This is a genomic window from Rhizobium rhizogenes NBRC 13257 (assembly GCF_000696095.1).
Classification (GTDB): domain Bacteria; phylum Pseudomonadota; class Alphaproteobacteria; order Rhizobiales; family Rhizobiaceae; genus Rhizobium; species Rhizobium rhizogenes.
Window position 1 is genome coordinate 1 of sequence record NZ_BAYX01000015.1, and the last position, 25,680, is coordinate 25,680.

The window sequence follows — 25,680 nt, forward strand, 5'->3', positions numbered from 1 at the left end:
CCACCGCTGCTGGCGAGTACGATGTTGCCATCGGCGGCAGCCGTTGCAGCGAAATCGACGCCGGAGACGATGGTACCGGCCTTGATGCTGGAGCCGGCAACACTGATGTCGCCGCCACCAAGGACTTGACCATTAATGTCCACGCCACCGGTTGCGCCAGAGAGGGTAATACCCTTGTGACCGGTAACCGCGTTGGCGGAGATCGATGCCGCATGGGCGTCGATGGCACCGGCTGCCTGTAGGGTCGGCGCCGCAAGGGCGCCATTGACTGCGATGGTCAGATCCCCGGCCTGGCCGAGAACGATATTGCCACTGGCCGCATTGGTGGCGTCGAAGTCGATGCCAGCAACGACCGTCTGGGCGGACAGGCTTTGACCGGTGATCAGCACGTTGCCCGCGCCAAGAATCTGGCCCGCAACGGTGGTTGCACCGTCAACGGTGATATCGCCATGGGCCGTGACGCTATCAGCGCTGATGGTCGAACCGGCGGCAGAGAGATCGCCGGCCGAGAGCAGCGTGCCAGCATCGATCTTGCCCGATGATGTCAACGAAACATCGCCGCTTGTCGTCTGGACGATGGTGCCATTGGCGGCCGCTGTTCTGGCAAAGTCGACACCGGAGACGATCGTGCCGGCTTTGATGCTCGCGCCGGAGATGTCGACACTACCGCCGCCAAGCACTTGACGAGTAACATCCACGCCCGCGGCAGCCGTGCTGGAAAGAGTGAGGTCCTTATGGCCGGTGATGGCATCGGCGGCAACCGAGGCGCCACTGATATCAATGACGCCGGCTGCTTGTATGGTCGGCGCCGTAACCGCGCCATTGACTGCGATGGTCAGATCCCCGGCCTGGCCGAGAACGATATTACCCCCTGCCGCATTGGTGGCGTCGAAGTCGATGCCAGCAACGACCGTCTGGGCAGACAGGCTCTGGCCGCTGATCCAAACATTGCCGGCGCCAAGAATCTGGCCGCTTATGTCCACGCGACCGCTCGCGGTCGTCGTGCTGGAGGCACCATCAAGCGTCAGATTGCCATGCGCCGAGATATTGTCGGCGGTAATGTTCGCGCCACTGGCATCAAGATTGCCTGCCGACAAAAGCGTATCGGCGCTGAGCAAGCCCGCGGCGGCAAGCGTCAGATTGCCGGTTCCCGTTGTCGTCGGGCCAAGGGTAATGCGGCCGCCCGCCGCATCGGTGGCGGCGATGTCGACACCCGAGACGATGGCGTCGGCCGCGATAGTCGGGCCGGAGACGCTGACATTGCCCGCACCTAGGATCTGGCCGGTAACGGCAGTGGCGCCGGAAAGCGTGATGTTCTGATGACCGGTGATGGTATCGGCGGTGATCGTCTGACCGGTGGTATTGATAGCGCCGGCTGCCAAGATGGTGCCTGCCTGGATGGCGCCAAGACTATCGTTGACAGTGAGATCGCCGCTATTCGCCACCACGATATTGCCGCCAGCCGCCTTGGTCGCTGCAAAGTCGACACCGGACGCAAGAAGACCGGCACTGACACCATTGGCGTTGCCATTGATGGTTATGTCGCCGGCTCCAAGCAATTGGTTGGCGACACGAACGCCGCCATCGATGCCGACATTGCCGTGACCTGTCAGAGTGTTTGCCTGCAGCAGTGCTGACCGAGCATTCAGATTACCGGCCGACAGCAGCGTGCCGACCACGATATTGCCGGTCGTGGCGGTCAAATCGAGCGTGCCGGTCGGACCGACAGCGAGAGTACCGCCAGCCGCATTGGTGGCGGCAAAATCGACGCCGGAGGCGATGGCACCGGCCTGGATAGCCGCGCCTGAGATCAGGACGTTGCTGCTCCCAAGAATCTGGCCACTCACATTTGTAGCGGCGTTAACGGTGATCGCCCCATGCGACGTGATGTTGCTTGATGTCAACGAGGCTGCGGTCGCCGTGAAATTACCGGTAGTCTGGATGTTCCCGGCCGTCATATTGCCGGTCGCACTGGTGCTGAGGCTTCCAGCCGACAGCAGATTGCCGGTGGCAATATTGCCACCCGTTGCTGTCAGGCTGAGGTTCCCGGCTGAGCCGAGCACGACATTGCCATTGGGATCGGCGCTGGTGGCGGCGACATTGATGCCTGAGACCGCCATGCCGGTCGAGATCGACCGGCCGGTGGCGCTGACATTGCCTTGCGCCAATACATTACCGGAAACCGCGATATCCAACCCAGCGGTCAGCGCGATATTCTGGTTGCTCAGCAGTGAGCCTGCCGAGATCGAGCCGGCCGTGGCGGTCAGATTGAGATCGCCGGTACTATTGGCAGCACCCGCAATCGCGATATTGCCGGAGGTCGCCGAAAGCGTCGCCGCGCCATTGCCTGCTGTGACACTGCCGGCGGCAATGCCGCCGCCCGAACTCATCTGCACCGTCGTGCCACTGTTGACGTCACCTGAGACGCTCAAGAGGCCTGTGCCGCTTGCAAGCACGATATCGCTGTCGGCGGCCACCGACTGCAGGGTGATGCCTTGATCGGCCTGAACGACGACCTTCTGCTTCGAACTGACCTTGGCGGCGGTGACTTGTCTCTTCGAGGTGATGGTCACACCCTGGCTGCCCGAGGCATTGCCGATCGAGATCTTGCCATCAGCCGATAGCGACAGCTCACCGGCATTGGCGGCCATATCGCCGCTCATCTTGACGCCGGCGCCTTTCTCGGTGACGACGACCTTGATGCGGTCGGCCTGCATGGCGCCAAGGGCTGAGCCGTCGATCGCATATTCCGGCGTGCCGGAGGTGGCGGTCAGCGCCGTCGCCTCGCCAGTGGCATAGTTGTATTGGCTGGCGCCGCCGGTCAGCCGCAGGGTCTTGCCGTAGATCGGCGCATTGACGTGGATATTGCGGGCAACGACGTCGAACAGGTCGACGGCACCAGGAGCAGCCGCGAGATTTGCCCCTGCCCCTTCGAAGGTGACATCGCCGCCGTTCACGGTAAACCCGGTCAGGCTGCCATCAGCGCCGATATTGGGCACACCGGTTGTCAACGTCGCATGCGGCGTATTGATGAAGCCGCAGCCCGAGCAAGTCAGGCCATTTGGATTCGCTATGATGACGTCTGCCCTGCTCCCGAACACTTCCGTTGGGCCGTTAAGTGCAGACCGGTTCCCACCGGTCACCTCATTGAGGATGACCGAAGCGGGGTTGGAGCTGTTGAGGTTCGGGTTACCGGGCGTGGCACCACCAAGATTAGACGTGCCGACTTCGCCTTTGAAGTTGTTGAGGATCAGGCCCGGCGTGCCGACATTGAAGTCCGAAAATTTGTTGTGAGACAGACCAGCCCCGTTCGGGGTGACGATGTCGATCAACGGTACGCCGTTCGGGGCAGTCCCTACGCCCGGCTGATTGGCAGCTGGTGCTGCCGTGCTCGCCGAAACCGACTGGGCGTTGGCGATTGTCGGTTGCAATACCAGGAGGCTGCTCAGCGTCAGGGCAAGTGCCTTGTGCGCAAGGCGCACGAACCGATGAACGATGTCGTCCGCAGCCGACTGCGAGGAGGCCCATTCTCTGGACGACTTGCCAGACCCCTGGCGCGGATGTTTGCCCATGATACGTTCGCCCTTCTGAGGTCGGGCTACGTCCGCGGCTCTCGCCCGACTATGTAGCCTACATCTCACCTCGCCCAGGCCGCGTCATGCGGCACATATTGAAGATTTTTCTTGATCGACTTGGTGGCGAACGTCAATTGCCACACGGATAAAGGGAGCCAACATTGGGAATGTTCGCGTGAGCTTGGTAAAGACCGTGTGAATTTTACACCAATGACTATATGCAATGCGGAGAGACACGCATCACGGATGGTTCACCGCGGGTGCTTTAGGTCCTGCGGCGCGGCGATGGAGGGCGGGCCACGACGCGATGCTCGAGCACAAAGCTGGGGCCTTGATCGCTCAGCACGCCGGACAGACGGCTGAAACGTCGGCAGGCGTCGCAACGGCACAAGCGGTCGCCGGTATCCGAAACAAAGCCACGATAGTGCATGTGATCCGCCACCCCGCAATGCGGGCATCCGATATCGGGCCGAATCTCCATGCCGAGCCGAACTTTTGCCTCCCAGTAGCCGGTCGGATCGAGGTGCAGGATCCATTGCCGCATGCGCTTGATCCAGCGGGTGACCGTCACCGCCTTGACACTCAGGATCGCGGCGGCGTCCGTGACCGGCCGTTGCTGCGATAGCAGTCGGACGAACTGCGGAAAGTTGTTAAACTTCAACCCCGCCAAGGGTGTGCCAGTTGTGCGCCGGAAATGCACGTCGCAGGAAACACACCGGAACACCGGCAGGACCGGCTTTGGATGGGCGGCGCGTGTGGCCAGTACCGTCTCATCGCCTTGACAATGCGGACAGCGCGGCGGTTCTTCAGACAGCGAGAATATCTCGTCAAGCTGGCTTTGCAGCCAGTCACTGAAAGCCTTGTCTTCCGTATCAGGAATGGGCCGATAGTGCCCCATCCGCGGCATCATCGGGTCGAATACGCGTTTGGGGGGTGCCGTTATCGTCATGACATCATTTCTATCGGCCGGTCATGAACGCGTCCATATCGGCAGGAAGGATATCCCATGCAGACTTGTTCTTCACCGTGGCTCTTACTCATCACGGTGTAGAGGAAGTCTCGAAGAGCAGGCTCGCACCCCTTTATCGATGGTGGCGGCCGGTTTCCAGAGCAAGGAACATGCTTCAGACCGTTCGTGTCCTGACCATGATGCTGGCAGAGCGGTCGTTAGCGATTATTCCAGCTAACGCAGGGCCGCAGCGAGTGTCCGAAAGGGAGGCCCGCTAGTACCAGCGTCGCATTGATCTGAGCGGACCTCCTGCCAAGTTGGGGACTATGGCAGAGCCACACTGCCATTCGCCACGTGGAAATCACCCCCCGAGAACTGGGGAGGCCCGGCAAGATCTCTCAAAATGGCATGCTGGGCCTCGTTTGGCCGCAACGCCTTACGGCGCCCGCAACATGACGCGCTGCGTTGCTTCAATCATTCGCAAAAGACGCCAGCCCCAAGGGCGATGATGCCTTTTTCAGAAGATGCTGCGATATGGCACGCGTTAAGACGTCTTCTGGCTAACGCCTTGAAATTTCGAGGCGAGCAAGGCGCAACACAGTGCTGGGAGAAGGCCGAAACAACCGAGCTCAAAGATCGATGGCAAGTTGCGGCTCAAGGGCGTCCATAATAGCAGGCTGGCCGACGTGGTTGTGGCGATATACCCGGAAAACGGCGAAACCAGCAGGAATGCTCGTGCGCTCATTGTATCCCTTAGTGGCAGCATAAATACCAAGTGGATCGCAACCGGCAACATACCGACGACAGCGGCAATTGGAATCGCGACTATGGCAACCGGCAGTACGTCCTGAAACGAACGGAGGAAAAGCAGTGCGACCAGAATGTTGATCACCGCAATCTGAGGGCCGAATGCGAGGTTGTACAGAACAAAAATGCGCGTTTGGTGTGTCATTACGTGTCCACCCCGGCAACTACCGCAAAACGAGAACCACTTGAAGTTGTTTAAACCCTGAGATCAAGCCAAGGTGGACGCTGTTCAGGTGCATCTCCCTACTATTCTTCTACCAGGCTTTCAATCAGCGACAGAAGCCTGCTCCTCAGGGGGAGCAGCAGGATATCCTCAATCAATCGCCCACCTTCAGCGGTCGCGAGATCCGCGATGCGCTCGTCAATCTCGGATGCGACCTGACTTGGGTCCCCGCGAGCGGGTCAGGAAGCCCCTCGAAAAACCGCGCGACGGGTATCCGCAGGTAATCAAAATTGGGGATTGACCGTTTAACTCGATGGTAATGTTGTCCTAACAATTGTTCAGTTGCAGCAATGGAAATAAGTTCTACGGATGCCTGCAAAGCGACCTTATCAAGGTTCGCCGGTTGGCAGATATTGAGTTGTTCAGATTGCCGGCCATTTTTTTGCGGCTGCGAAAACGGGATAGTGAATTGCGCGCTACATTATTGGCTGCTGCCGGGCTCGCTGCCTCCGTCCTATTTCTATGGAGTGCCACCGCGTATGCCGGGCGCGGCGATCTCCCGGCGTCGCTAGTGTGCGCAACCGTCTCCGAGTGCACAAAGCAGATCGATACGATCAAGGACCCGACTAGGCTTGCTCAAGCGCTCACTGATCGGTGCCGAGCCTTGTTCCTTGCCAATCCGATGCAGGAAGCTACAGACGATTGCGACAGGGCAATTGGGTTGAATCCAAGCCAAATCTCCGCTTACGAAATTCGTGCGCAAATCAAGAAATTCGCCCTCGTCTCGGCTCGAGATCCAGTCAAAAAACAGCAACTCGCGAATGAGGCAGAGGCTGATTTTGAAAAGCTTGTGGAGATCGGGCCTGATCAGGTACGCTCCCACCTGTTGCGCGGCGAGTTTTTTCTCTTCAAAAAGCAGTATGCATTGGCACTGTCAGATTTTGACAAGGCGGCGGCTCTCGATCCCGAAGAGCCTCTCGTCTATCTGCTCAGAAGCCGCACTTATCACGGGCTCGGCAATGATGATCTTGCCTTAAATGATGGCGCCGCATTTCTAACCATGGCACCTCCCAGCGCAGACATCCTGACCATGATGGCCGAGATCCATCTCAGCCGAAAGGATCTGAAGCAGGCGCTTAACCTTGCGGATCAGGCCTTAGTCGCCTCCGGTAAGAGCGATGAACTGAATTGGGAACGGAACAAGGCACTGACCCTGCGTGCTCGTATTAATCTTGAAACCGGCGACAAGGAAGAAGCAAAACAGGATTTTATGGCGGCGCTGGCCAGCTGGCCCAACGACACGGATGCTCGGGCCGGACTAGAATCGCTTCTCCAGAAGCCGATTTACACGGAAAAGGACTGCACAAGTGCGGCCATGGTAAAGGGTCGTCAAGGTGATTTGAATGCGATTGAGATTTGTTCGGAGGTCTTGGATATATCCGAGAGTGGCGTTGCCTTGGAGCAACGAGCGGCGCTCTATTTCTCAACGGGGCAATACGACCTTGCGGCGGCGGACTACACCAAGCTGATCGAAGCAGATCCGAATTTCCTGGGCTATTACGGCCTGAGGGCCCTTGTGCATCGTGCCGCCGGCCGGCCGGATCTGGCTTTGACCGATCTTAATCGGCTCTTGACTGGCGACTCCCACTCCAAGGCTTCGGAGCAAATGAATTTGCTCTTGCGGGCAGAGATCGAGATCACTTTGCGCAAGGACGATGACGCTCTGCGAGATATCTCCAATCTATTGAAGCCGGACGCTCGAATTCCCCGCGCATTGACGCTTCGGGCCTGGGTCGAGGCTCGTCGAGATCAATTTACTGAAGCAAAGGCCGATATCGATGCTGCCCTTGCGATAAATGCCAAGCTCTATCAGAAGCAAATCGCCAAGGTACAAGACGCTGTTGCCCGACAGTCACGAGAGGAGGCAGAAACCGCTTTTGCGGAGGTGTTTAGGGAAAACTAATGCTCCGCAGCAGGCTTTTCGACGGCTCCAGCCACGGCGGGCCGCCGCCGCCCTCTGGATGTTGATATTCACTGTTTCGCGTCCAGCAAATTCACGACACATCTAACTGACAGCATCACTGCCTCTGGTAATGCCAGAGGTCTCAACACAGCTAGCATCCCGAAGGAAGACCCTTGAAACGTTTAGTCATTGCACCTGTATTATTGGCACTAATGTCTTTGAGTGCCTGTGAAACCACGTCCCCATCCAACTCAGCATCAAGATCAACCTCCGATGCTTGCGGTGCCTCTCGATATCAAAAGTTGGTAGGAGGTCCATCTTCCGCGACAACGGGGCTAAAAATACCCGGAGATTCACGACACTACGGAAGTGAAGAACGGGTCGCTACCGATACCCCTACGCGCTTGAATTTCGTCCACAGCGGCACTGCGGTCCAGTCCGTGACTAATCCGAAATCCAAGGTGATACGCGTATTTTGCGGATGAAAGCCGATAGGCTAGAAGCAAGTATCCTATTCTGTGAAGCCGCTCGGCCAGCCGCTAGTCGATGGGCCGGGCGAAGCAAAAGGCTGCGCGTCGCCGGCGGCCGGGACGGTTGATTATCGTCCCGATCTGACCCTCTTTGTCACTTTCGCATACCCCTACGCGGGCAAAGAAAAGCGAATGAATCTAACAAATGGGAAGTTTCTGCCTAGGTCAGAGTTAGATGCGCAACGGGTTCATTCTATGCCAGAAATCGGCCGCTTATTTCAAGAAAGGTGGGGTCTGGCCGGCATTCCATTGTTTCATGACACCCAATATCGCGGCTTGCATACACATAACTTTTGCGGTGCCTTCATTTGAAACTCCGGCACACTGCTTAACTGCATAGAGCACGAGCTTATGGCTCTGCTCCTTTGTCATCGGGCGTGAGGCTTCACCATCCGTTGCCTTTCGGAAGCCTTGTTGCGTTTGGGCACATCCAGAAAGAAAACTCGCCAGCGTTCCGAGTCCGACAACAGCCAATAATGTAAGGCGCATTTCACTATCCCGTTTTCGCAGCCGCAGAAAATGGCCGGCAATCTGAACAATTCGATTTTTTGTCAACCCATGGACCTTGATAAGGCATCTTTGCTCGTCTCAACGCTCCAACTTATCCCCTCGCCAAGTCATACCTCGCGGCTTGGCTAATGGCACCAGACCGCTAAGTGAGGTGACATGGTGAAAGTGGCCCGCATCGGCAGGCAGGATATCCAATGCAGACGCATTCTTGCTCCGATTCTTCGGTTATCCTTGAGACTGCAAACGACAGCCTCGACGAGCTGGCAACGGTCACGGACTCGCCTGTTTCTTTCTTGGCCCAAGAACCATATCGCTGATCTCGGCGATGATGCCGTCCACGATTCGAGTCACGATTAGGTTTGTCGAATTCTGCGATTGCAGAATTGAGGTGGCGATCTCGAGTTCGGCGGTCGCCTCATCCTTGCAGCCGGCATGAAAATGCGCGAGCCCCCTGAAGGCGGCGTTCAAACAACGTCTTATATCACTACCGTCTTCGGCTTCGGCCAATAAAGTCAGGGCCTCTTCATGGCGCCCGAGGCGGGAGAGCGCAGCACCGCGAGTACTTTTCAAGGCGGCAAGCTCGGGTGCAAGCAAGAGCGCTTTCTCCGTCAGCCGATCGAGATAGGCGGCATCGCGTAGTCCCTTGCCCGCAAGGATATGAATGGCGATGCTATCCATAATGAGGAGCTGCTCACTGCGCGAGGGTGTGGTGGAGAGCTCACGCTCTAAGGCAGCGACTTGCTGCTCAGTGAGAGGTTGGCGCAAGCTGTTGATTTCCAGGAGGAGATAGAAGATCTGGTCCGCCCGGCGACTGGGCGCAGGCTCTTCAGTACCCGCATAGGCTCTCAACGCGTTGCGATAAATCTGCCGGTGGCCTGCAAGGAAATCGTTCTTCGTCCACGCGATTTGCCATAAAGCCAACATATCATTCGCTGTACGCTCGTTATAGAGCCTCGTGTAATGCGGCATCAGATTGGAGAAGATCATCAGGACCTGAAATGCCAGGGCGGGAAAGAGCGCGACCCTGACGGCATCTGCATCACTCCCAAGCCGCAAGGCAACGATCAGGGTGGAGAACCAGGCAAGATCCACCACTGGCCCGGCAGCATAGAAAAGCAGCCGCGCCGCTTTAAGGAGGCGCAACTGAGGAGTACCCCTTACCCTACCGCCAAATGGGATAATCCCAACGAGAACTTCCGGTCCAAACCGTCGCGTGCGAAAGATCGTCGGACCTACGCCGAGACGAATTTCGTGTATCTGCATCTTCATGCTGTGGCCGGCCAGCGCATGGCCCATCTCATGCAGGGTGAGACTTATCCAGGGGCTGACGAGGAGAGAGAAAATGAACACAACAAACACGTTAAGATATTTTCCGTTGGTTTCGATGGGACTTAGAGGAGTTCCTTGACGAGTGAACCTGCGGCAGGCAAGTGTCCCGGTTCATCGGTTTCCGGTTTGGCAGGCCGCTGCGCAGCACCTAGGCGCTGGTGCTGACGACTCTCGTGAACACCCATTAGTTTCGCAGCATATTGGGGTGCGAAGCGAGGAAGCCGGGATGAGCTGCCTCAATGGCCGGCTTTGCTTTGTCCATCCAATATTTTGCTTTTTCGGGATCTTTGGGAACACCAAGTCCCGATTCGTATAATTTGCTGTAAAAGAACTCCGCGGCTGGTAATTCCTGCTCTGCTGCTTTCTGAATCCAGAAGGCAGCCAGATTCATGTCACGGGGAATTCCGCGGCCCTGTAGATACATGTTGCCCAAAGCCAATTCGGAGGGGGCATAACCCTGTTCTGCTGCTTTTCGGAACCATAGTACTGCCTGGTTATCGTCAGGCTCTTGGAATTTACCAGCAACCGTCATCCATCTTGCCATCGATATCTGTCCGAGACCATTTTCGGCCTCCGGGTCACCTTTCGCGGCAAGTGGCTCCCAGAGTTTTTTTGCGGTCGGAAAATCACCGTTTGCGAATGCTTCCAGAGCTGCATCTGCTGCGAGCGCCGCATGCATGGTGGAAGCAAGAAAAGCCAAGGCAACAATCAATCTTTTCACTTCAAATCTCCGGGATAGAGCGACAACCTAGATTGAGATTCAGGTGTTGTGGCGCGATTGACGTTGGCAACAGCTTCCCCTTAAAGCGGCATGCTAGTATCGAAAACGCACGACACGGTCATCCGTTCAATGACGCGGAATCGGTGCCTGGTCGATCGTACGACCATATTTTGCCGCTATCGCTGCTGCGGCCTCGGGTCTTAAACATGCGAGCGCGCGAAGATCGCAGTCATCCGAATCCCAGTTGGCAACGGAAGTAGGTGACATCTCCATCATCGAAGGTTTATTGGGCACGGAGAAAAGAAAGCCAACGTGACAGTATCGCCCGTCTGTCTTGCGGGTATCACGCACGATATAGATCGGTCTTCTGTTTAAATTCATCACCGGATTGCCGAAGCAGCGCTTTATATCAGCGACACTGATACCTTTTTCATAAGTCTCTTGAAAAAGAGCGTTCTGAAGCGGCGTCCGAGTGACCAATTTTATATCGCAATCACACGGCTTCTTTTCAGTGCATGAACTTAGGGTTGTCAAAACAATAAAAAATAGTGCTTTAGTATAATTCATATACTGACTTCCAACGTGCATTCAACCGCGGACATCGAACCGGCACAACCGTTCCTGACCACCTCGTCATGACGAGTACATTCCTAAAATAAAACCGTCAGATATCAATACGGCCATCAAACTCTTCACAACCTTTCGGCGCAACGGCATCCCCTGCGCGACCGCGCTCTAGCGGCAAGCGACCGGAATCAGGCTAGAGACCGTCCTCGCCCACCCGGTTCACTATATTGTTGAATTCCATACGAGACTCACCCCATTTTCTATTTCACGATTACCGGTAGTTGGCTCAAAATCGTGAAGCACTTCAGCTAAACGATACACCTCGTGCATTGGCGGTTGATAGGGAGGTTGCACAAAATATTATAGCTGATCTACAGAACACCTTGGTCGGGAAATAAGATTATGAGTGCGTTAACAACAGCTTTCACTTGTGGGCTTGCTTTTAGATTTAGAGAGTTGGTCCCGGTCTTCACCGAACACTTAACAGACAATGGTGGGCGAGTGCTGCCGCATTTGCTTATCGCTGACTATGCAAAATTCGTTACTGCAGACGATGGTATTTCCAAATGGAAAGCCGAGCTTCTCGCGTGCCTTGAAGAAGCCTTTGTGCGGGACTCGGGAGAGGTCGGCGAATTGATATCCGTTTCTTTCATTGAAAACTTACCATTTGCTAAAGGGCAACATCATTGGTCTATCGATCATCTTGGCTTACGAATGAGAGAGCAGTATTCCGTTATCTTCCGCGTTTAGGTAATTTGAAGGCCGAGCATAAGTTGATAAGGCTAGATGACCTTCACAAGTGGAACCATTTGAGTTGATATAGTTCACCTCTCTTTCACGGGCTTGATGCTCGGCGGCGTACAGCCGGGCTTCGGAAAGGGCAGTGGCTCGATCAACTGGATCACCCAGCGGAAACAGGAAACATATGTGCCCAAATTTGATAAAATCGAGTCGGTGTTCCAGAGCCTAATGGAAGCAACGAAATTCGTATTATCCAAGTCGGAATGTGCCGAAATTCAGGAGTACATTGATGTCGGAGAATACGGGCTTGCACTGAGGGCAGCAGTAGCCATTTATGCCGAAGAAAATAAGGTAGCGAGTATTGAGGCAAGGATATCAATTGGTCGTTTGGCGGAAGCAATGAAGATTGATCCAAAACAACTGCTGGACCGACTGCCAAAATGAAGGACTATTGCGGCACTGTGAACTTCGTATGGGAAATTGAAGACCATTAACATTACCAGCCTGACGACCAGGCCATGGCAGCAACTGCGGCGCCACCTACCTAAAATCCCGCGTCTTCACCTTGATCGCATCCAAATGCAGATAAGGATCGACGATATCGCGCGCCCGCGGCCCCTTCGGAAACCCGCGCGGATCCGGCACCGGCGACCCATGATGAAACTCATCCCCTCGCCCATGCGGAAGCGGAAAGACGGCATCCCGATCCCCGACACTTGCCAGCTCCGGCGACAGATCCGTCAGCCGATGGGCCACAAGATGCACAACCTCCCCTTCCCGCTGGATACGTCCATAGACACCGATCATGCCGGCGCCGAGCACGACGCGGCGGTATTTTTCGAAGGTTTTTAGCCAGACGACGAGGTTGGCAATGCCGGTCTCATCCTCGATGGTGATGAACATCACCCCCTTGGCGGAACCCGGCCGCTGGCGAACAAGCACGAGGCCGGCAGCCTCGAGCCATGTGCCATCACGGGCCTGCATCGCCGCGCGGCAGGTAACAATACGGCGCTTGGCCAGATCGGCGCGCAGGAATGAGAGGGGATGGCTGCGCAGGGTCAACCCGACATGGCCGTAATCCTTGACCACCTCGCCACCCGATGTCATCGGTCTCAGCGTAACCGTTGGCTCATCAAGCTCCGGAACGGTCTCGTTTTCGCGGGCGGATGCAGCGGCGAATAGCGGCAAAGGCTCATCGCGCAGCGCCTTGATTGCCCAGAGCGCCTCTCGCCGGGCAAGTTTCAATGACGGCTGGAAGGCATCGGCTTCGGCGAGTTCGACCAGCGAAGCGGCGGGCACGCCGGCGCGGCGCCAGAGATCATCGACGGAAGCGAAGGGCTGGTCAGCACGGGCCGCAACGATTGCTGCTGCGTCTGCGTTGGCAAGCCCCTTGACCATCCTGAGGCCAAGACGGACGGCAAACCGCTCTTCGTCACCCGTCGGCTCGAGTGTGCAGTCCCAGCGGCTGGAATTGACGCAGACGGGCCGGACCTCGACGCCATGATCGCGTGCATCACGAACAATCTGGGCCGGCGCATAAAAGCCCATCGGCTGGGCGTTGAGCAGGGACGCGCAGAAGACGTCGGGATGCCAGCATTTCAGCCAGGAGGAGGCGTAGGCGATCAGGGCGAAGGAGGCAGCATGGCTTTCGGGGAAGCCGTAGCTGGCAAAGCCTTCGAGCTGCTTGAATGTTTTTTCGGCGAACTCCTGCTCGTAGCCGTTCGCCACCATGCCGGAGATGAGTTTCTGTCCGAACTTGGAAACGCCGCCGGTGTGCTTGAAGGTCGCCATGGCGCGGCGCAGCTGATCGGCCTCGCCCGGCGTGAAGCCGGCGCATTCGATCGCCACCCGCATCGCCTGCTCCTGGAAGAGCGGCACGCCAAGCGTCTTGCCAAGCACCTTCTCCAGCTCGAGCTTCGGATAGACGACCTTCTCCTTTCCCTCCCGGCGCCGGAGATAGGGATGCACCATGTCGCCCTGGATCGGGCCGGGGCGAACGATCGCCACCTCGATGACGAGATCATAGAAGGTGCGCGGCTTGATCCGCGGCAACATCGACATCTGCGCCCGGCTTTCGATCTGGAAGGTGCCGAGCGTGTCGGCCTTGCGGATCATCGCATAGGTGCGCGGATCCTCCGGCGGAATGGTGGCGAGATCGAGAGTGACGCCCTTGTGCTCGGCCAGAAGATCAAAGCCCCGCTTCATGCAGGAGAGCATGCCGAGTGCCAGGCAATCGACCTTCATGAACTTCAGAATGTCGATATCGTCCTTGTCCCATTCGATCACCTGCCGCTCGGCCATGGCGGCCGGCTCGATCGGCACCAGTTCGTCGAGGCGGTCACGGGTGAGCACAAAGCCGCCCGGGTGTTGAGAGAGATGACGCGGGGCACCCATCAACTGCCGGGCAAGCTCCAGCGTCAGACGCAGGCGCCGATCGCCAAGATTGAGATTGAGCTCTTCGGCGTGCTGTTCGCCAACGCCTTCGCCCCAGCCCCAGACATTGGAAGACAGCATCTTTGTCATGTCCTCCGGCAGGCCGAGGGCCTTGCCGACATCGCGCACCGCTCCCTTCGATCGATAGCGAATGACGGTCGAGCAGAGCGCGGCATGATCACGACCATAGGTCTCGAACACCCATTGCATGACGATCTCGCGACGCTCGTGCTCGAAATCGACATCGATATCCGGTGGCTCGCGACGCTCCTCGGAGACAAAACGCTCGAACAGCAGGTCGTTGATATCAGGATCGATCGAGGTGATGCCGAGCACATAGCAGACGGAGGAGTTGGCAGCCGATCCCCTGCCCTGACAGAGAATGTCTTTTGAGCGGGCAAAGCGGACGATCGAGTTCACCGTCAGGAAGTATGGTGCATATTCGAGTTTCTCGATCAGCCGCAATTCGTGCTCGAGGTTCTTTCGCACCTTATCCGGCAATCCCTCGGGATAACGCCATATGGCCCCTTCCCAGGTCAGCTGCTCCAATGTCTGCTGCGGGGTCAGGTCCGGATGGGCGCGTTCCTCCGGATATTGATAGGCGAGTTCGTCGAGCGAGAAGCGACAGCGCTCCATGATCTCGATGGTGCGGGCGAGTGCTTCCGGGTAGCGGGAAAACAGGCGCGTCATTTCTTCCGGTGGCTTCAGGTAGCGATCGGCATGCCGTTCCCGCCTGAAGCCGGCATCGTCGATGGTGATATTGTGGCGAATGCAGGTGACGACATCCTGCAGGATGCGCCGCTCCGGAATGTGAAACAGCACGTCATTGGTGACGACGGTCGCAACTCCCATGGCTGCCGCCATGTTCGAGAGTTCGTGCAGCCGCATCTGGTCGTTTGGCCGGCGGCGCAGCGTCAGCGCCAGATAGGCGCGGTCGCCGAAAACCTCGCGCAGGCGGCGCAGGTTGAGAGCGCAGCTCTCATCGGCCTGGTCTGGGAGAAAGATTGCAATCAGCCCCTCGCCATAGGCAACGAGGTCAGTCCAATCGAGCCGGTATTTCGCCTTGCCGCCGCGCTTCTTGCCAAGCGACAGCAGCCGGCAAAGCCTGGCATAGGCGGGTCGATCCGTGGGATAGACGAGCACCGATATGCCGCCGTCGAGATCAAGGCGGCAGCCGACGATCAGCCGGACGCCGGTGTCCTTGGCTGCCTGATGGGCGCGCACGATGCCGGCGAGACTGTTGCGGTCGACGATCGCCAGGGCCTCGATGCCAAGGTCTGCGGCTTGCGCGAACAGTTCTTCACAGGAGGAGGCGCCGCGCAGGAAGGAAAAATGCGAGGTCACCTGCAGTTCGGTATATCTCGGGCCTGTCATCCGAATATCCCGTGCAGGAACCATTGGTGACTGCCGGTCTCACCATGTTCGCCGTCGCCAGACCGGAAAATCCAAAAACGCTCGCCGGCATCGTCCTCGACCTGGAAATAGTCGCGCACGGCTGCGAGCTCCGCATCGCGCTTCCACCATTCACCAAAGACCCGCTCCGGCCCATCGGCGCGCCTCACCCGCCGGCGGATGCCGCGCCAGGTAAAACTGACCGGCGGATGATCGGGCAAAAGCGCCATTGTCTCGATCCGCTCGGGATACGGCAGCAAGCGTGTCGGCCGCGGCCAATGATCCGGCCAGGTCTCGCCATTGTCCGGTGTCATCGGCGCGACGCGGGTAACGGAGCGCTCGGGGACATCACTGGCAACAGGCGCGAGGCGATAGAGCCGGCGCTCGCCGATGCGGTTGCCGAGGATGTCGATCAGGCCAGAGACGTCGGCTTGCGGTTCTTCGACCAGCGAGGAGATTACCTGGCGGGCGATCAGCTGCTCGGCATGGGTAGATGTCAGCGACATGATCTCGATGCCAAAGCCGGGGTCGATGGTCTCGATCCGATCAGTGAGCAGTCGCGTCAGTCGTTTGACGTCGCGAACCGGTGTCGCGGGTCCCACGCGGATCGCCTGATAGGAGCTGTCGACCCGGTGAAACAACAGATCGACGCGACGGGCGCCGAGACCTTTTTCTTCAAGCGCCCGACAGAGCTGGTCCACCAGTTTGGCGGTATAGCGCGCAATCGTCTCCGCCGCCGCGATCGGCTCGCCGAAGGAACGGCGGACTTCGACCAGTTCCGGCGTGCGCACCGGATCGATCGGCTCGGCGATGTGCCCCATCATTTGGTCGAGACCGCGGCCGAGCTCCGGCCCAAAACGCAGGGCCAGCGGCGCACGCGGCTGGCTTGCCAGCTCGCCGATCGTATTGAACCCGAGGACACGAAGACCGGCGACAATAGCGGGATCGAGCCGAAGTGCTGCAATCGGCAGATTTTTGACAGCGTCGGCCTGAACACCCGGTGGAATGACAAGCGTCGGATCTGCCAGAAACCGGGCGCCGGCATGGGCAGCACCCCAGCTGTCAGCAACCGCCGCCCGCGCGAAAATGCCGGAGGCGAAGAAGCGGTTGACCATGCCCGACAGCATCAACGCCTCGCCGCCATGTAGATGATCGGCGCCGGTCGTGTCGATCACCAGACCGTCGGGCGGATCGGCGGCGACGATCGGCGCATAGCGCTGCAAGGCCCAGAGCGCCAGGCGGTCAAGTGCTTCGGCGTCGGCGGCCGGATCGGCGTCCATCATGACGAGCCCCACCACGAGTGCCTGCGCCTTGGTCGCCGGCATGCCGATGCGCAAGCCGGCGGCCATCGCAGCCGCGTTCGCCGCCGAGACGACGCGCCGGCGCTGCTCGCGGCCGATCAGCACGAGTGGCGTCTCAGGCGGAGGTGCTGCGTCGCCCAGTTTCCGTCTGAGGCGATCCGTGGACCAGCTCGGAAGGAAGAGCGATACGACCCTTGGCATCGGGGGCCTCCACTTCAAAATCGGCACTGTCTCCGGCGCGACATCGGATGAGCTCGAGCAGCCAGCGGGCACGACCGACGCCTGGCACCGGCAAGGGGGGACGATGGCAGGACGGACACCCGCCAGCGCGTGACGGAGGCCGTCGGCTGCCCGAAATCGGATGCCTCGGTCTGTCGGCGCCAGCGGCGAACGGCAATGCCGATGGTGCCGGAACTCTCGGCGGCAAGCTGCAATCGGCGCGAGGCGGTCATCGACAGTCGCGCCAATTCGCCGACGACGACACCGAGGCCACCGTGTCGCAAGCCCTCTTCCATGCAGGAGAGCAGTGATTTCTCGTCACCAGCCTCGACATAGATAACACGGCCCGGCAGCAGACCCACCTGGGCCAGCGCCGGCGCGAACAGGTCCGGCCGTGTGACGCACCAGAGCACCTGGCCCTTCGAGCGTGCGGCGATTGCCGCGGCAAACAGAGCTGCTGCCGCGCCATCTATGACGCCGTTGCCGCCGCCGGCAACCTCATGCAGGGCCGCAAGCGCCAGCCCGCCTCCCGGCAGCTTGGTGTCGATCTCCGTTACGCCGAATGGCAAAACCTCGCGCGCACGGCCGCTCGGACCTTCAAGCCGCTGGATGCGGTCTCGAAGCTCGGCGACGACGGGACTGACGACAGGTTCGGGCATTTTGAACAGACGGGCTCCTCAGGGGTTTGCAATATTGCTCCCGGCTGATATGTTCTCTATTTGTTCCTTATCGGGTCATGAGTCAATCGGGCTCGTAAAAGAGGCGGCGGTGATCGCGATCTGGGAGCGGGCAAGGTCGGCGTCTTCGCACAGATCTATGGCCAATCCAGAAGGCGGCGACACATCCGTCCCGAAGCTGGTATGAATAGGCTGGGATGGAGAGGCAGGAGGATTGGGGGCGTGTGTAATCTCTATAACGTCACGACGACACGCGATGCCGTGATGCAGTTCACCAAAGCGTTCAGCGACAAGGCTGGCTGGAACGAGCCGTCGCTCGATGTCTATCCCGGCTACCAGGCGCCGATTGTCCGCGTCGGTGAAGACGGCCAACGCGAGATCGCGCGCGTCACCTGGGGCATGCCGTCACCACCGGCCTATGTGAAGAATTACGATCCGGGCGTTACCAATATCCGCAACGTCGGCTCGCCGCACTGGCGCCGCTGGTTAGGTCCGACAAGCCGATGCGTTGTGCCGTTCACCTCCTTCGCAGAGCCGGATCCCGCCAGCAGGGTTCCCGGCGGCAGGGTCCCGAACGCCTGGTTTGCCGGTAACGAGGACCGGCCTTTGATGTTCTTTGCCGGCTTCTGGACGCCTTGGAAGGGTATTCGGAAGGTCAGGGATGGCGAACGCGAATATGAGCTGTTCGGGTTTCTGACGACATCGCCGAACGAGATCGTCGCTCCGATTCATTTGAAGGCGATGCCGGCGATCCTGACGACACCGGAAGAGGTTGACCTATGGCTCACTGGATCCTGGGAGGAGGTCAAGCACCTGCAGCGCCCCCTTCCCGGCAACATGCTGGTCATCGTCGAACCACCTGCTCCATCTCCGGAAGAAGGACTGCTGTTGTGACATACAGTTCGGTTCAGAGGGCGCCGCGCGGATGGTTGTCAATTACGCGAAGATCCAGTGTATTATTTCAGGCTTCTAGACACTTCTGTAAGAGCAAGGTTGCCTTTGCCATTTGCGAAGGCATCGAATTCCTCATCGCTGCCGAAAAAAATGCTCACGTCAGTGGGGGATGATTTATTGTTGCCGATATTGACGGGTAGATCATCGCTAAATTGCCAGAACGTCCAGGGATTACTTCCAGGCAGGCTAGGAGCACCATCCTGAACGTGCCGTTTACTATAGTCCGCAATCCATAGCGGATAGCGATTAAATGTATCATCTGTAATCGGAAACTCCTTAAAGAAAGCTGCAGCGGTATATAACACTGGCGCCTTCCCGTAGTAATTTTCTATCAATTTAAAGAGACTGAGTAGATGATTTCGCGTGTCTTCTATAGTACCGCAAAGCGGTTTTTGTTGATTCGGACCAGTCATCTGCCACTCAACAATTACTGTAAACGGCAACATGGAATCATCTTTTTTTACATTAGATTTAATATTGTTAAATTGATCCTCGGCGGACGCGCACCAGTCGAAGAAATGATACGCACCGACACGCAGTGTAGTATCTTTAGAATTAACTAGATTATTTCTGAATGTTGGATCAACGATATGGTTACCTTGTGTCGCCTTAATATATACAAACCGAAACTTCTTGGAAATCTCCTTAAAATCCACATTTGAACCGCTATAATGCGACAGATCGATACCTCTAATCGCATAGCGATCAATAGCCTTGAAAACCTTCAGATCGGGACGGCCAATTACAGCACTGCCAGTTGCCGCTGGTAGTGAGGCTTGTGTTGTCGCTCGAGGACCTAAGAAGAAAAATGCGCCATTTAGGTGGGCTTCGGGAGCGATGGCCCCGATACTTAACTGCGGATAAAGCTCATTGGTGGTTGGATTCTTAATTTCTTCCAATCCGATGTTTGTCTGAGCAACCACCAAGCCGAGCCGTGCAATAGAATCGTATACTGTCGTTGGACTACCGTGCCCATCGACAATATGAGTGGACTCATTCTGTTGTACGTTCTCGCCAACGCTTTTGATCGCTTTCAGAAACTCGGAATAAAATACGGTTCCGGACCCGTCCGGCTCGGTCCACGCTTTATGAACAGGATCTGAGGCGGTAATAGCGTGCGCACCGGCGGCCTTTGGAAAAGTGAAACTAGTCTGCCCGTGAGAAGGGTCAATTGGAAAGATCCCCCCCGAGTAGCAGGAACCCAACAGCGCAACGGTATGGAAAGTTTCAACAGCAATCGCCTCCAGATCACTGTGAAGATAATTTAGACTGTAAATGTTGTTTGTGTTGTTATCGCCTTCTCCCGTGGCTTGCGTGAGAGCGATGCCCCCCGGAATTCCATCGTGACCAGGATTGCCATGACCATCGAATGCAAAGAGAAAGCGAGACCTAAGGTGGTATATCTTTGTTTCATTCAGGAAGTAAGTTCTTAAAAAATATGTAATATTATTAGTTGTAGCGGCTTCGTTATGAAGAAACACTACTTCGTCAAATTGCTGTTCTTTCAAAAATTCAATTAGCGGGGAAATGTCGTTTTCAACAGCCGTTAAAGTTTGATCGTCCTTCTCAGGAAAGTTCGGATAGCTATCGACGACAATCACCAACGCAAAACTTCTCACCTCTCGATTCCCAGGAGGTTGCGGAGGGATGCGGTCAGAGATGGCTGGATCGACTGTCAACTCCGCGCGTGGGTGATAAACAACGAACGCATCACATCTAACCTTAGCCTCCGCATCAGATTGGGCGTCAATAGATGCTCCCGAAGGGCAATCATATGCCAGAGCCTGAGCGCCTACCAAGAATAGGGAGGCAACTACAGCCGCTAGACTCATGCAGGCTATTCGAAAGCAACGCATTATCATTTTCAGGCTCCGAAGAAACTGAACTCAATTGCCAGTGAGTCCAAACCGTGACGCGAAATCGGCTTCGCTCCCATAGAAGATTGAAGCATCAAGACCTCCACTGAAGCCTGAATTAAGATGCGCTCGGTCGGAGAATTGCCAAAGAACTGTCTGGGCACCATTCGGAACGGCAGGAGTTTCAGATAATTTCCGCTTAGGATTATAGTCAGCTATCCACAACGGGTATTCTTTGAATTCCTTGAAACGTGACGATGGGATTGTCTTGTCTGTCCACCAGCTCAACGCCGTGTAGATAATAGGCGTCCGTCCTGTCCGTTCTTTCACTCGTGATAGAAAAGCAAGCGCATTTTGGACGATCTTATCAGTTGGCTGCCCCCGCCATTGATCAACCGGCTGCGCCGCTGTGACGTCCCACTCCAAGTCCATAACCGGTGGAAGGTCGCCTGGAAGAAACCCGCCGTTCAGGTTGACGTAGTCGACGAAAGCATCTGCCTGATCTTTTCCTGGAGCCGATGAAGAAAGAAAGTGGTAGGCGCCCCGCGATAGACGATCGGCTGGCGAGACGGTGAGGCCTGAGTATTTTGCCAAAGCGTTCCAGTAACTCTTGAACTGTCCGTCTTTGCCTTTAATACCCTGGGTAGCCTTGGCATAAACACACCGCACGGACTGCAGGCGAAGACTTGAAAAACTTATGGAGGTTCCAGTGTAGTGACTTACATCAACACAAAACAAAGAATTCTGCCTCTGATGCCCTTCAATGACGTCAGTGTCCGCGTCCTTCGGAAAAGTGAAACTCTGAGGAATTGCCAACCCCTTTGACTTATCTTGTGTCGGCATGTCGCTGCTCTCGTACGCAGGTATTACTTGTGCAGCAAAGAGCATTGAGCGCGAACTGTCATCAGTCAGAGCGTCCCACGAATTCTCATTTCGCGCCGACTGAGCTCTTAAGGGAGACGAAGCAGTTACGAGAGCAAAAGTCACTCCCAGTAATAGACCACAATGTGCATACTTCATTGTACACCCCGAATCTTATCAGAAATTGTTGCGACGACTATGCTTTTTGGTAGGCCTAGGAATACTTTCGGAGAGCGCTTTTCTTTTTGTGAAGCGCACAGTGTTATTGATGTCCACAAATAGCTATACTTTTATACCTCAGAAAAAGCGAATCAACACGCGTTTAGTTAAGAAATCTGCAACAGATATTCAATTTCGCAAGTGGATTAATCTTCGCTTTATTTCGAAATGTCAGCGTCCGTTCACTACGCGATTCTTAAAAGAGCTTGTGGGGTTACGGGGACTACGAAGTGACGGCAGTGTTCTTATTCTCATGATATCTTGGCACTTCGACAATCGTGCGCGTTGCATACTGGTGGTTGCCAAATGGCTTTGAAGGTGTCGATGATGCTCTGCGGCTTATCAATGAACTGGCTGAGCTTGAGCTGTCTGACTGCCTCCAGCGAACTTTTACGTCCAAGGTCTCTGTAGGCTTCAAATTGGGCAGGTTGGAAGAACTGGTCGATCGTGCTCTGATGCGGAAAATCCGGATTCGCTGCTCGATAGCCATCTGTAAGAAAGTCGAGACCAGTCATCATGGTGGACTTGATATAGACAAGCGCCCCTAGTGAACCATCCGGATAACGGATCTCACCGACGATAAAAGGCGATCTCGCAATTTGGACACCAGACGGGTACTGCTTGCTTTCTTGACCAATCAGCAGCTCAGGCCCACGATCTTCATCGAAGTGGATAACTGTATTGAAGTCCTCCTTGATCCTGTTCACTGCCGAAACCAGCGACGACAGGCTAATCGTTTCGTCCTGCTCTGCATCGACGACCACAGCTACCGAGACGCGCCGCCGCACAAGCTCGTATAGCCCAAGATTTTCGAAATGCCCTCCGTCGGAGAGTTCCAAAAATCGCGAGCCGCTCTTATAGCCTAGCCCGAATATCCCCGAAAGAAGCCCCGGCCTGAAGTAGGTGGCATTACGCTGTTTGAATATTCCATGCTGGCTGAGTACCGCCGGATTGCCAACCCAAAGACCTAATCGGATATTGAGTATCGACATCACAGCCGAGATAAATCGCTTTCGAGTCAGTCCTGTACCAATGTAGCCGGCATGGGCAGTTGCGGCCGCGCCTGATGCAGCCATGGCACTCGAGACGGTAAGCGTCCCATGTCTTTCAATGTATTCTTCGGTGCTTAGCCAGCCAGTTGCCTGCGAACCAATATAGGCACCAGAAATAATGAAATTGTCGCCACCACGGACATTGAGTTTGGGTTGAGGGTCGCTGCCCAAGATCGCATGAGTATTTATGATGTGATAGGGCCGCCGCCCGACATCCTTCGTTCCATCCCACATCTCCGCGATGGTGAGCGTATCGGCATAGCTCGAGGCGCGGGCAAGGCCGGCCTCTATGCCATTGGTCATGGGCATGAATGTCTCCATCAGACGGTCTCGATAGAAACGATGTAAACCGGTGGCGTTGATGCTGCTGAACGTCCCGATCGCCAATGCCGCTGCGAAAATGGAGATGCAGAAGACCGCTTGATAGATTTCTAGTTCCGCGCTCAAGATTACATCTGCGACAACGAAGGAGAACAACAGGAGACCGAAGATAAATAGGATAGAACTTCCGAGGGCCAGCAGCTGGCCGGCTAAGCTCGGTGCAACGCTCTTGGCTTTAAGATAGTAGCCATAAAGGGCAGTTCCGACACCACTCAGCAACGACACCGTTCCTAGAAATGAGCTCGAAATGCCGAACCCGGCAAAGGATAGCGTCTTGGTGCTAGGATTATTTGTCGCGTATCCGACGATCAAGGGTATTGCGCCTGCGATCAGACACGTAGCGAAGAAGGGAAGAGAGAAGCTGGAAGTGCGCTCAAAGGCTCTTCGGGTCCAATATGCGGGGTTTTTGCCGAGAAAAGGCTGAATCGCGAAGAAAGTGGAAATTGTTGATCCAAAAATCAACGCGACAAGAAATGCCCCGCTCAACCCCTGGAAGTTGGCGAGTTCCTGGTAAACCTGCATAGCAACGAAAGCCAAAACGATGGCGACAACGGCGCAACCGAATGCAATGGCGAGAGCTTTCCATTTCTTTCGTCCAGACAAGGCCATTTCGGAAGGTCTGGCAAGTGCCAAAAAGATGACGCCGAGAACGAATACACAGGTCAGTACGGCGGCGAATTCCAAAAGGAAACTAAACGAGGGACGCCCTGGCACCCAGAGTGTAGCGCAAACGTCTTGTCCCTTCGGACAGTAGTGATTATCAACCCGTGCAATGACCATGAAAATCGATATTAGCAAGGGGAACCAAACAAGCAGACTTACTAGGACGGTCCGCACCACGGCAACGACCAGACCAGCAATCCCGATGCCGTCACCGGTCGTTAAATAAGATCCGTGATTTCGCAAGAAGTCGAGGTTCTTGACGGCCATCTCATGCGCTGAGGGCCCCGCTTCGGGCGCGGCATCGCTTGGCGGGTCCGAACGGTCTTGAAATGGAAAATTTTCAGGCGTGGAGCCGAATTCGGGAAGATCCGCCTTCGAAACTCGTTCATAGGCCAGCCGGCTTGAAGACCAGAACCAGGTAAGCGCTGTGCCGATGTAGCCTCCCCCCGAAACGGTGGACAGATAGTGGAACTTCGAGAGCAAGTCCTCCGATGCCAAGGTTTGCAAAACCCCAAGGGCGACGATAGCAGCTCTGACACCTCCGCCAGAAAGCGCAACGCCCAGCAAATTTTCGGGAGCGGTCGGTACTCCCCAGATGGCCTGGTTCTCGGAAGCAATCAACACTTCTTGATCGTGAATAGTGCCGGTTGGAAGTTGCGGGTCAGCCGTCATTCCGTCCAAACCCACGACTGCTCTTTCTCCCGAAATAGACCAGGATGCTCGAGATCATTTATTCGAATGAATCTGCCTGGCTGAACTTTTATGTCGAATCTGACGCATGCGAGCCCATCGCTATCAGCCACGTATTTCTTGATCTCCACCTGACGATCAGAGATAGGCGGAGCAGCATAGGCAGGCGAGATCCCAATCCACGCTAGAAACTGACTGTGCTGACCAAACTTCACGACTTTTGGATCGAACGAAAATTGAGATCGATTGCTCGTCCATCTCCCACCAAAATAAACGTCTGCTCTTGCTTCCTTCGAGTCTTTGCAGCCGGCCGGCTCTCGGGTTGCATACTTTACATGAAATCGCTCGATGAGATCGACATCTGCTTCCTTGCCCTTCGTTCGAAAACCGTAATCATGATATCGATCGTAAACGTCGGATAGAACCTTGGCTTTAAAGTACCGCACTTCGGTTTCGCACTTCTCCACGTTTCTCTGCGAGTTCCTCAGGAGGGTTATCCTCTGCGTATCTCCATCAGACCTTGCGTGAACGAGATCGTAGCCACTTTTGACAATAAGAAGACCGCGACGCGGCATCTTGGCGCCTTTGTCGTTTACGACATAGGTAAAGAACACGCGCTTCGCATTGTCACCTACGAAATCGTTCAGTTCCTTATTTACCGGCCTCCAGGTCTTGCCCATTTTAAACAACCATCCGCCGTCTGCGCGGAACTCTGCTGGAATGTCGTCGCACGCCGCCTTCGCGGTCGTCACGAAAATTGATATGCTTGCCAGGCCAGCAACTACAGCACCGAGAATTTTCATGGCAGCCTCCCGCAATAACGTTCGAATATGATCTGCAGACAGGCTGCAGCCGCATCCAAGGCATGCGAATAACCCATGGGAATTTAAAGGTGCTTCTTTGTGTACGGTTTTCTGTTCGTAATGAAATTGATCCCGCACACCATTAAGGAGCACTTACCTATTAACAATAACAATCTAAAGTGTCTTTTTCGTCAAGTATTATTTTCTTTTGCACGCTACCATGCCGAGTTCCATTTCTCGCGACGAGAGAATTTTATTATATAAATAGCTGATTGCATTTGTTTAAATCTAGATTTTAGAAATTGATTATTTCTCTGGGGGGGG

The 25,680-nt window shown here is 56.0% G+C and carries 17 protein-coding genes and 1 pseudogene; 4 read left to right on the forward strand and 14 right to left on the reverse strand.

Annotated features, from left to right (window positions below):
- The 3 genes from RRH01S_RS27435 to RRH01S_RS27445 form a co-directional block, all read right to left on the reverse strand.
- Positions 1 to 3,572, reverse strand: a 3,572-nt coding sequence (locus tag RRH01S_RS27435; protein WP_131597872.1) for a two-partner secretion domain-containing protein, incomplete at its 3' end; no start/stop codon positions are given.
- Between the two features lie 268 nt (positions 3,573 to 3,840).
- Positions 3,841 to 4,524 carry a DUF746 domain-containing protein gene (locus RRH01S_RS34940; RefSeq protein ID WP_080705483.1) on the reverse strand — a complete coding sequence of 228 codons (684 nt, stop codon included), beginning with the start codon at positions 4,522 to 4,524 and terminating at the stop codon, positions 3,841 to 3,843.
- Positions 4,525 to 5,068: 544 nt separating this feature from the next.
- On the reverse strand, positions 5,069 to 5,476 hold the full coding sequence (locus RRH01S_RS27445) for a hypothetical protein (RefSeq protein ID WP_042475626.1): 408 nt from the start codon (positions 5,474 to 5,476) through the stop codon (positions 5,069 to 5,071).
- A 421-nt stretch (positions 5,477 to 5,897) separates the two neighbouring features.
- On the opposite strand from RRH01S_RS27445, the gene RRH01S_RS27450 reads away from it, so the two are divergent.
- Entirely contained in the window at positions 5,898 to 7,457 is a 1,560-nt protein-coding gene (locus tag RRH01S_RS27450) for a tetratricopeptide repeat protein (protein WP_131597874.1), read from the forward strand.
- Between the two features lie 743 nt (positions 7,458 to 8,200).
- Here RRH01S_RS27450 and RRH01S_RS27455 read toward each other — a convergent pair.
- From RRH01S_RS27455 to RRH01S_RS34230, 4 genes are all read right to left on the reverse strand, one after another.
- A complete protein-coding gene (locus tag RRH01S_RS27455) occupies positions 8,201 to 8,476 on the reverse strand; it encodes a hypothetical protein (RefSeq protein ID WP_042475633.1) in 276 nt (91 codons plus the stop codon).
- Between the two features lie 291 nt (positions 8,477 to 8,767).
- Positions 8,768 to 9,856, reverse strand: coding sequence for a site-2 protease family protein (locus tag RRH01S_RS27460; protein ID WP_042475637.1), 1,089 nt, complete (start codon positions 9,854 to 9,856; stop codon positions 8,768 to 8,770).
- Positions 9,857 to 10,010: 154 nt separating this feature from the next.
- On the reverse strand, positions 10,011 to 10,547 hold the full coding sequence (locus tag RRH01S_RS27465; RefSeq protein ID WP_052365290.1) for a tetratricopeptide repeat protein: 537 nt from the start codon (positions 10,545 to 10,547) through the stop codon (positions 10,011 to 10,013).
- A gap of 126 nt (positions 10,548 to 10,673) precedes the next feature.
- Complete coding sequence (locus RRH01S_RS34230; protein WP_131597876.1) at positions 10,674 to 11,114, reverse strand: hypothetical protein; 441 nt, start codon at positions 11,112 to 11,114, stop codon at positions 10,674 to 10,676.
- A gap of 402 nt (positions 11,115 to 11,516) precedes the next feature.
- On the opposite strand from RRH01S_RS34230, the gene RRH01S_RS27470 reads away from it, so the two are divergent.
- Together RRH01S_RS27470 and RRH01S_RS33240 are read left to right on the forward strand one after the other, a co-directional pair.
- Entirely contained in the window at positions 11,517 to 11,864 is a 348-nt protein-coding gene (locus tag RRH01S_RS27470) for a hypothetical protein (RefSeq protein ID WP_042475640.1), read from the forward strand.
- A gap of 177 nt (positions 11,865 to 12,041) precedes the next feature.
- On the forward strand, positions 12,042 to 12,299 hold the full coding sequence (locus RRH01S_RS33240) for a hypothetical protein (protein ID WP_131597878.1): 258 nt from the start codon (positions 12,042 to 12,044) through the stop codon (positions 12,297 to 12,299).
- A gap of 96 nt (positions 12,300 to 12,395) precedes the next feature.
- Here the strand turns inward: RRH01S_RS33240 and RRH01S_RS27480 are convergent, their stop codons facing one another.
- The 3 genes and pseudogenes from RRH01S_RS27480 to RRH01S_RS27490 form a co-directional block, all read right to left on the reverse strand.
- Entirely contained in the window at positions 12,396 to 15,662 is a 3,267-nt protein-coding gene (locus RRH01S_RS27480) for an error-prone DNA polymerase (RefSeq protein WP_042475644.1), read from the reverse strand.
- Complete coding sequence (locus tag RRH01S_RS27485; RefSeq protein ID WP_042475646.1) at positions 15,659 to 17,182, reverse strand: Y-family DNA polymerase; 1,524 nt, start codon at positions 17,180 to 17,182, stop codon at positions 15,659 to 15,661. The genes RRH01S_RS27480 and RRH01S_RS27485 overlap by 4 nt, the downstream gene beginning before the upstream one ends.
- Positions 17,097 to 17,859, reverse strand: a pseudogene (locus tag RRH01S_RS27490) (ImuA family protein). Before RRH01S_RS27490 ends, RRH01S_RS27485 begins: the two are co-directional and overlap by 86 nt.
- A 240-nt stretch (positions 17,860 to 18,099) precedes the next feature.
- On the opposite strand from RRH01S_RS27490, the gene RRH01S_RS27495 reads away from it, so the two are divergent.
- Positions 18,100 to 18,771: an SOS response-associated peptidase gene (locus tag RRH01S_RS27495; protein ID WP_042475649.1), complete on the forward strand. Its 672-nt coding sequence runs from the start codon at positions 18,100 to 18,102 to the stop codon at positions 18,769 to 18,771.
- Between the two features lie 62 nt (positions 18,772 to 18,833).
- On the opposite strand, the gene RRH01S_RS27500 is transcribed toward RRH01S_RS27495, so the two are convergent.
- From RRH01S_RS27500 to RRH01S_RS27515, 4 genes are all read right to left on the reverse strand, one after another.
- On the reverse strand, positions 18,834 to 20,663 hold the full coding sequence (locus tag RRH01S_RS27500; protein ID WP_161600014.1) for a GH25 family lysozyme: 1,830 nt from the start codon (positions 20,661 to 20,663) through the stop codon (positions 18,834 to 18,836).
- 54 nt (positions 20,664 to 20,717) lie between these two features.
- Positions 20,718 to 21,530, reverse strand: coding sequence for a GH25 family lysozyme (locus tag RRH01S_RS27505; protein WP_161600015.1), 813 nt, complete (start codon positions 21,528 to 21,530; stop codon positions 20,718 to 20,720).
- A gap of 488 nt (positions 21,531 to 22,018) precedes the next feature.
- The gene (locus RRH01S_RS27510; protein ID WP_052365293.1) at positions 22,019 to 24,535 is read right to left on the reverse strand and encodes a patatin-like phospholipase family protein; all 2,517 of its coding nucleotides are present in this window, start codon (positions 24,533 to 24,535) and stop codon (positions 22,019 to 22,021) included.
- On the reverse strand, positions 24,532 to 25,356 hold the full coding sequence (locus RRH01S_RS27515; protein ID WP_042475656.1) for a hypothetical protein: 825 nt from the start codon (positions 25,354 to 25,356) through the stop codon (positions 24,532 to 24,534). The genes RRH01S_RS27510 and RRH01S_RS27515 overlap by 4 nt, the downstream gene beginning before the upstream one ends.
- Positions 25,357 to 25,680 lie beyond the last annotated feature (324 nt).

Excerpts from the sequence above, each read along its gene's own strand:
- RRH01S_RS34940 (WP_080705483.1), bottom strand. The coding sequence starts at position 4,524 with ATGACGATAACGGCACCCCCCAAACGCGTATTCGACCCGATGATGCCG.
- RRH01S_RS27445 (WP_042475626.1), bottom strand. The coding sequence starts at position 5,476 with ATGACACACCAAACGCGCATTTTTGTTCTGTACAACCTCGCATTCGGC.
- RRH01S_RS27455 (WP_042475633.1), bottom strand. The coding sequence starts at position 8,476 with ATGCGCCTTACATTATTGGCTGTTGTCGGACTCGGAACGCTGGCGAGT.
- RRH01S_RS34230 (WP_131597876.1), bottom strand. The coding sequence starts at position 11,114 with ATGAATTATACTAAAGCACTATTTTTTATTGTTTTGACAACCCTAAGT.
- RRH01S_RS27470 (WP_042475640.1), top strand. The coding sequence starts at position 11,517 with ATGAGTGCGTTAACAACAGCTTTCACTTGTGGGCTTGCTTTTAGATTT.
- RRH01S_RS27480 (WP_042475644.1), bottom strand. The coding sequence starts at position 15,662 with ATGACAGGCCCGAGATATACCGAACTGCAGGTGACCTCGCATTTTTCC.
- RRH01S_RS27485 (WP_042475646.1), bottom strand. The coding sequence starts at position 17,182 with ATGCCAAGGGTCGTATCGCTCTTCCTTCCGAGCTGGTCCACGGATCGC.
- RRH01S_RS27500 (WP_161600014.1), bottom strand. The coding sequence starts at position 20,663 with ATGAGTCTAGCGGCTGTAGTTGCCTCCCTATTCTTGGTAGGCGCTCAG.
- RRH01S_RS27505 (WP_161600015.1), bottom strand. The coding sequence starts at position 21,530 with ATGCCGACACAAGATAAGTCAAAGGGGTTGGCAATTCCTCAGAGTTTC.
- RRH01S_RS27510 (WP_052365293.1), bottom strand. The coding sequence starts at position 24,535 with ATGACGGCTGACCCGCAACTTCCAACCGGCACTATTCACGATCAAGAA.
- RRH01S_RS27515 (WP_042475656.1), bottom strand. The coding sequence starts at position 25,356 with ATGAAAATTCTCGGTGCTGTAGTTGCTGGCCTGGCAAGCATATCAATT.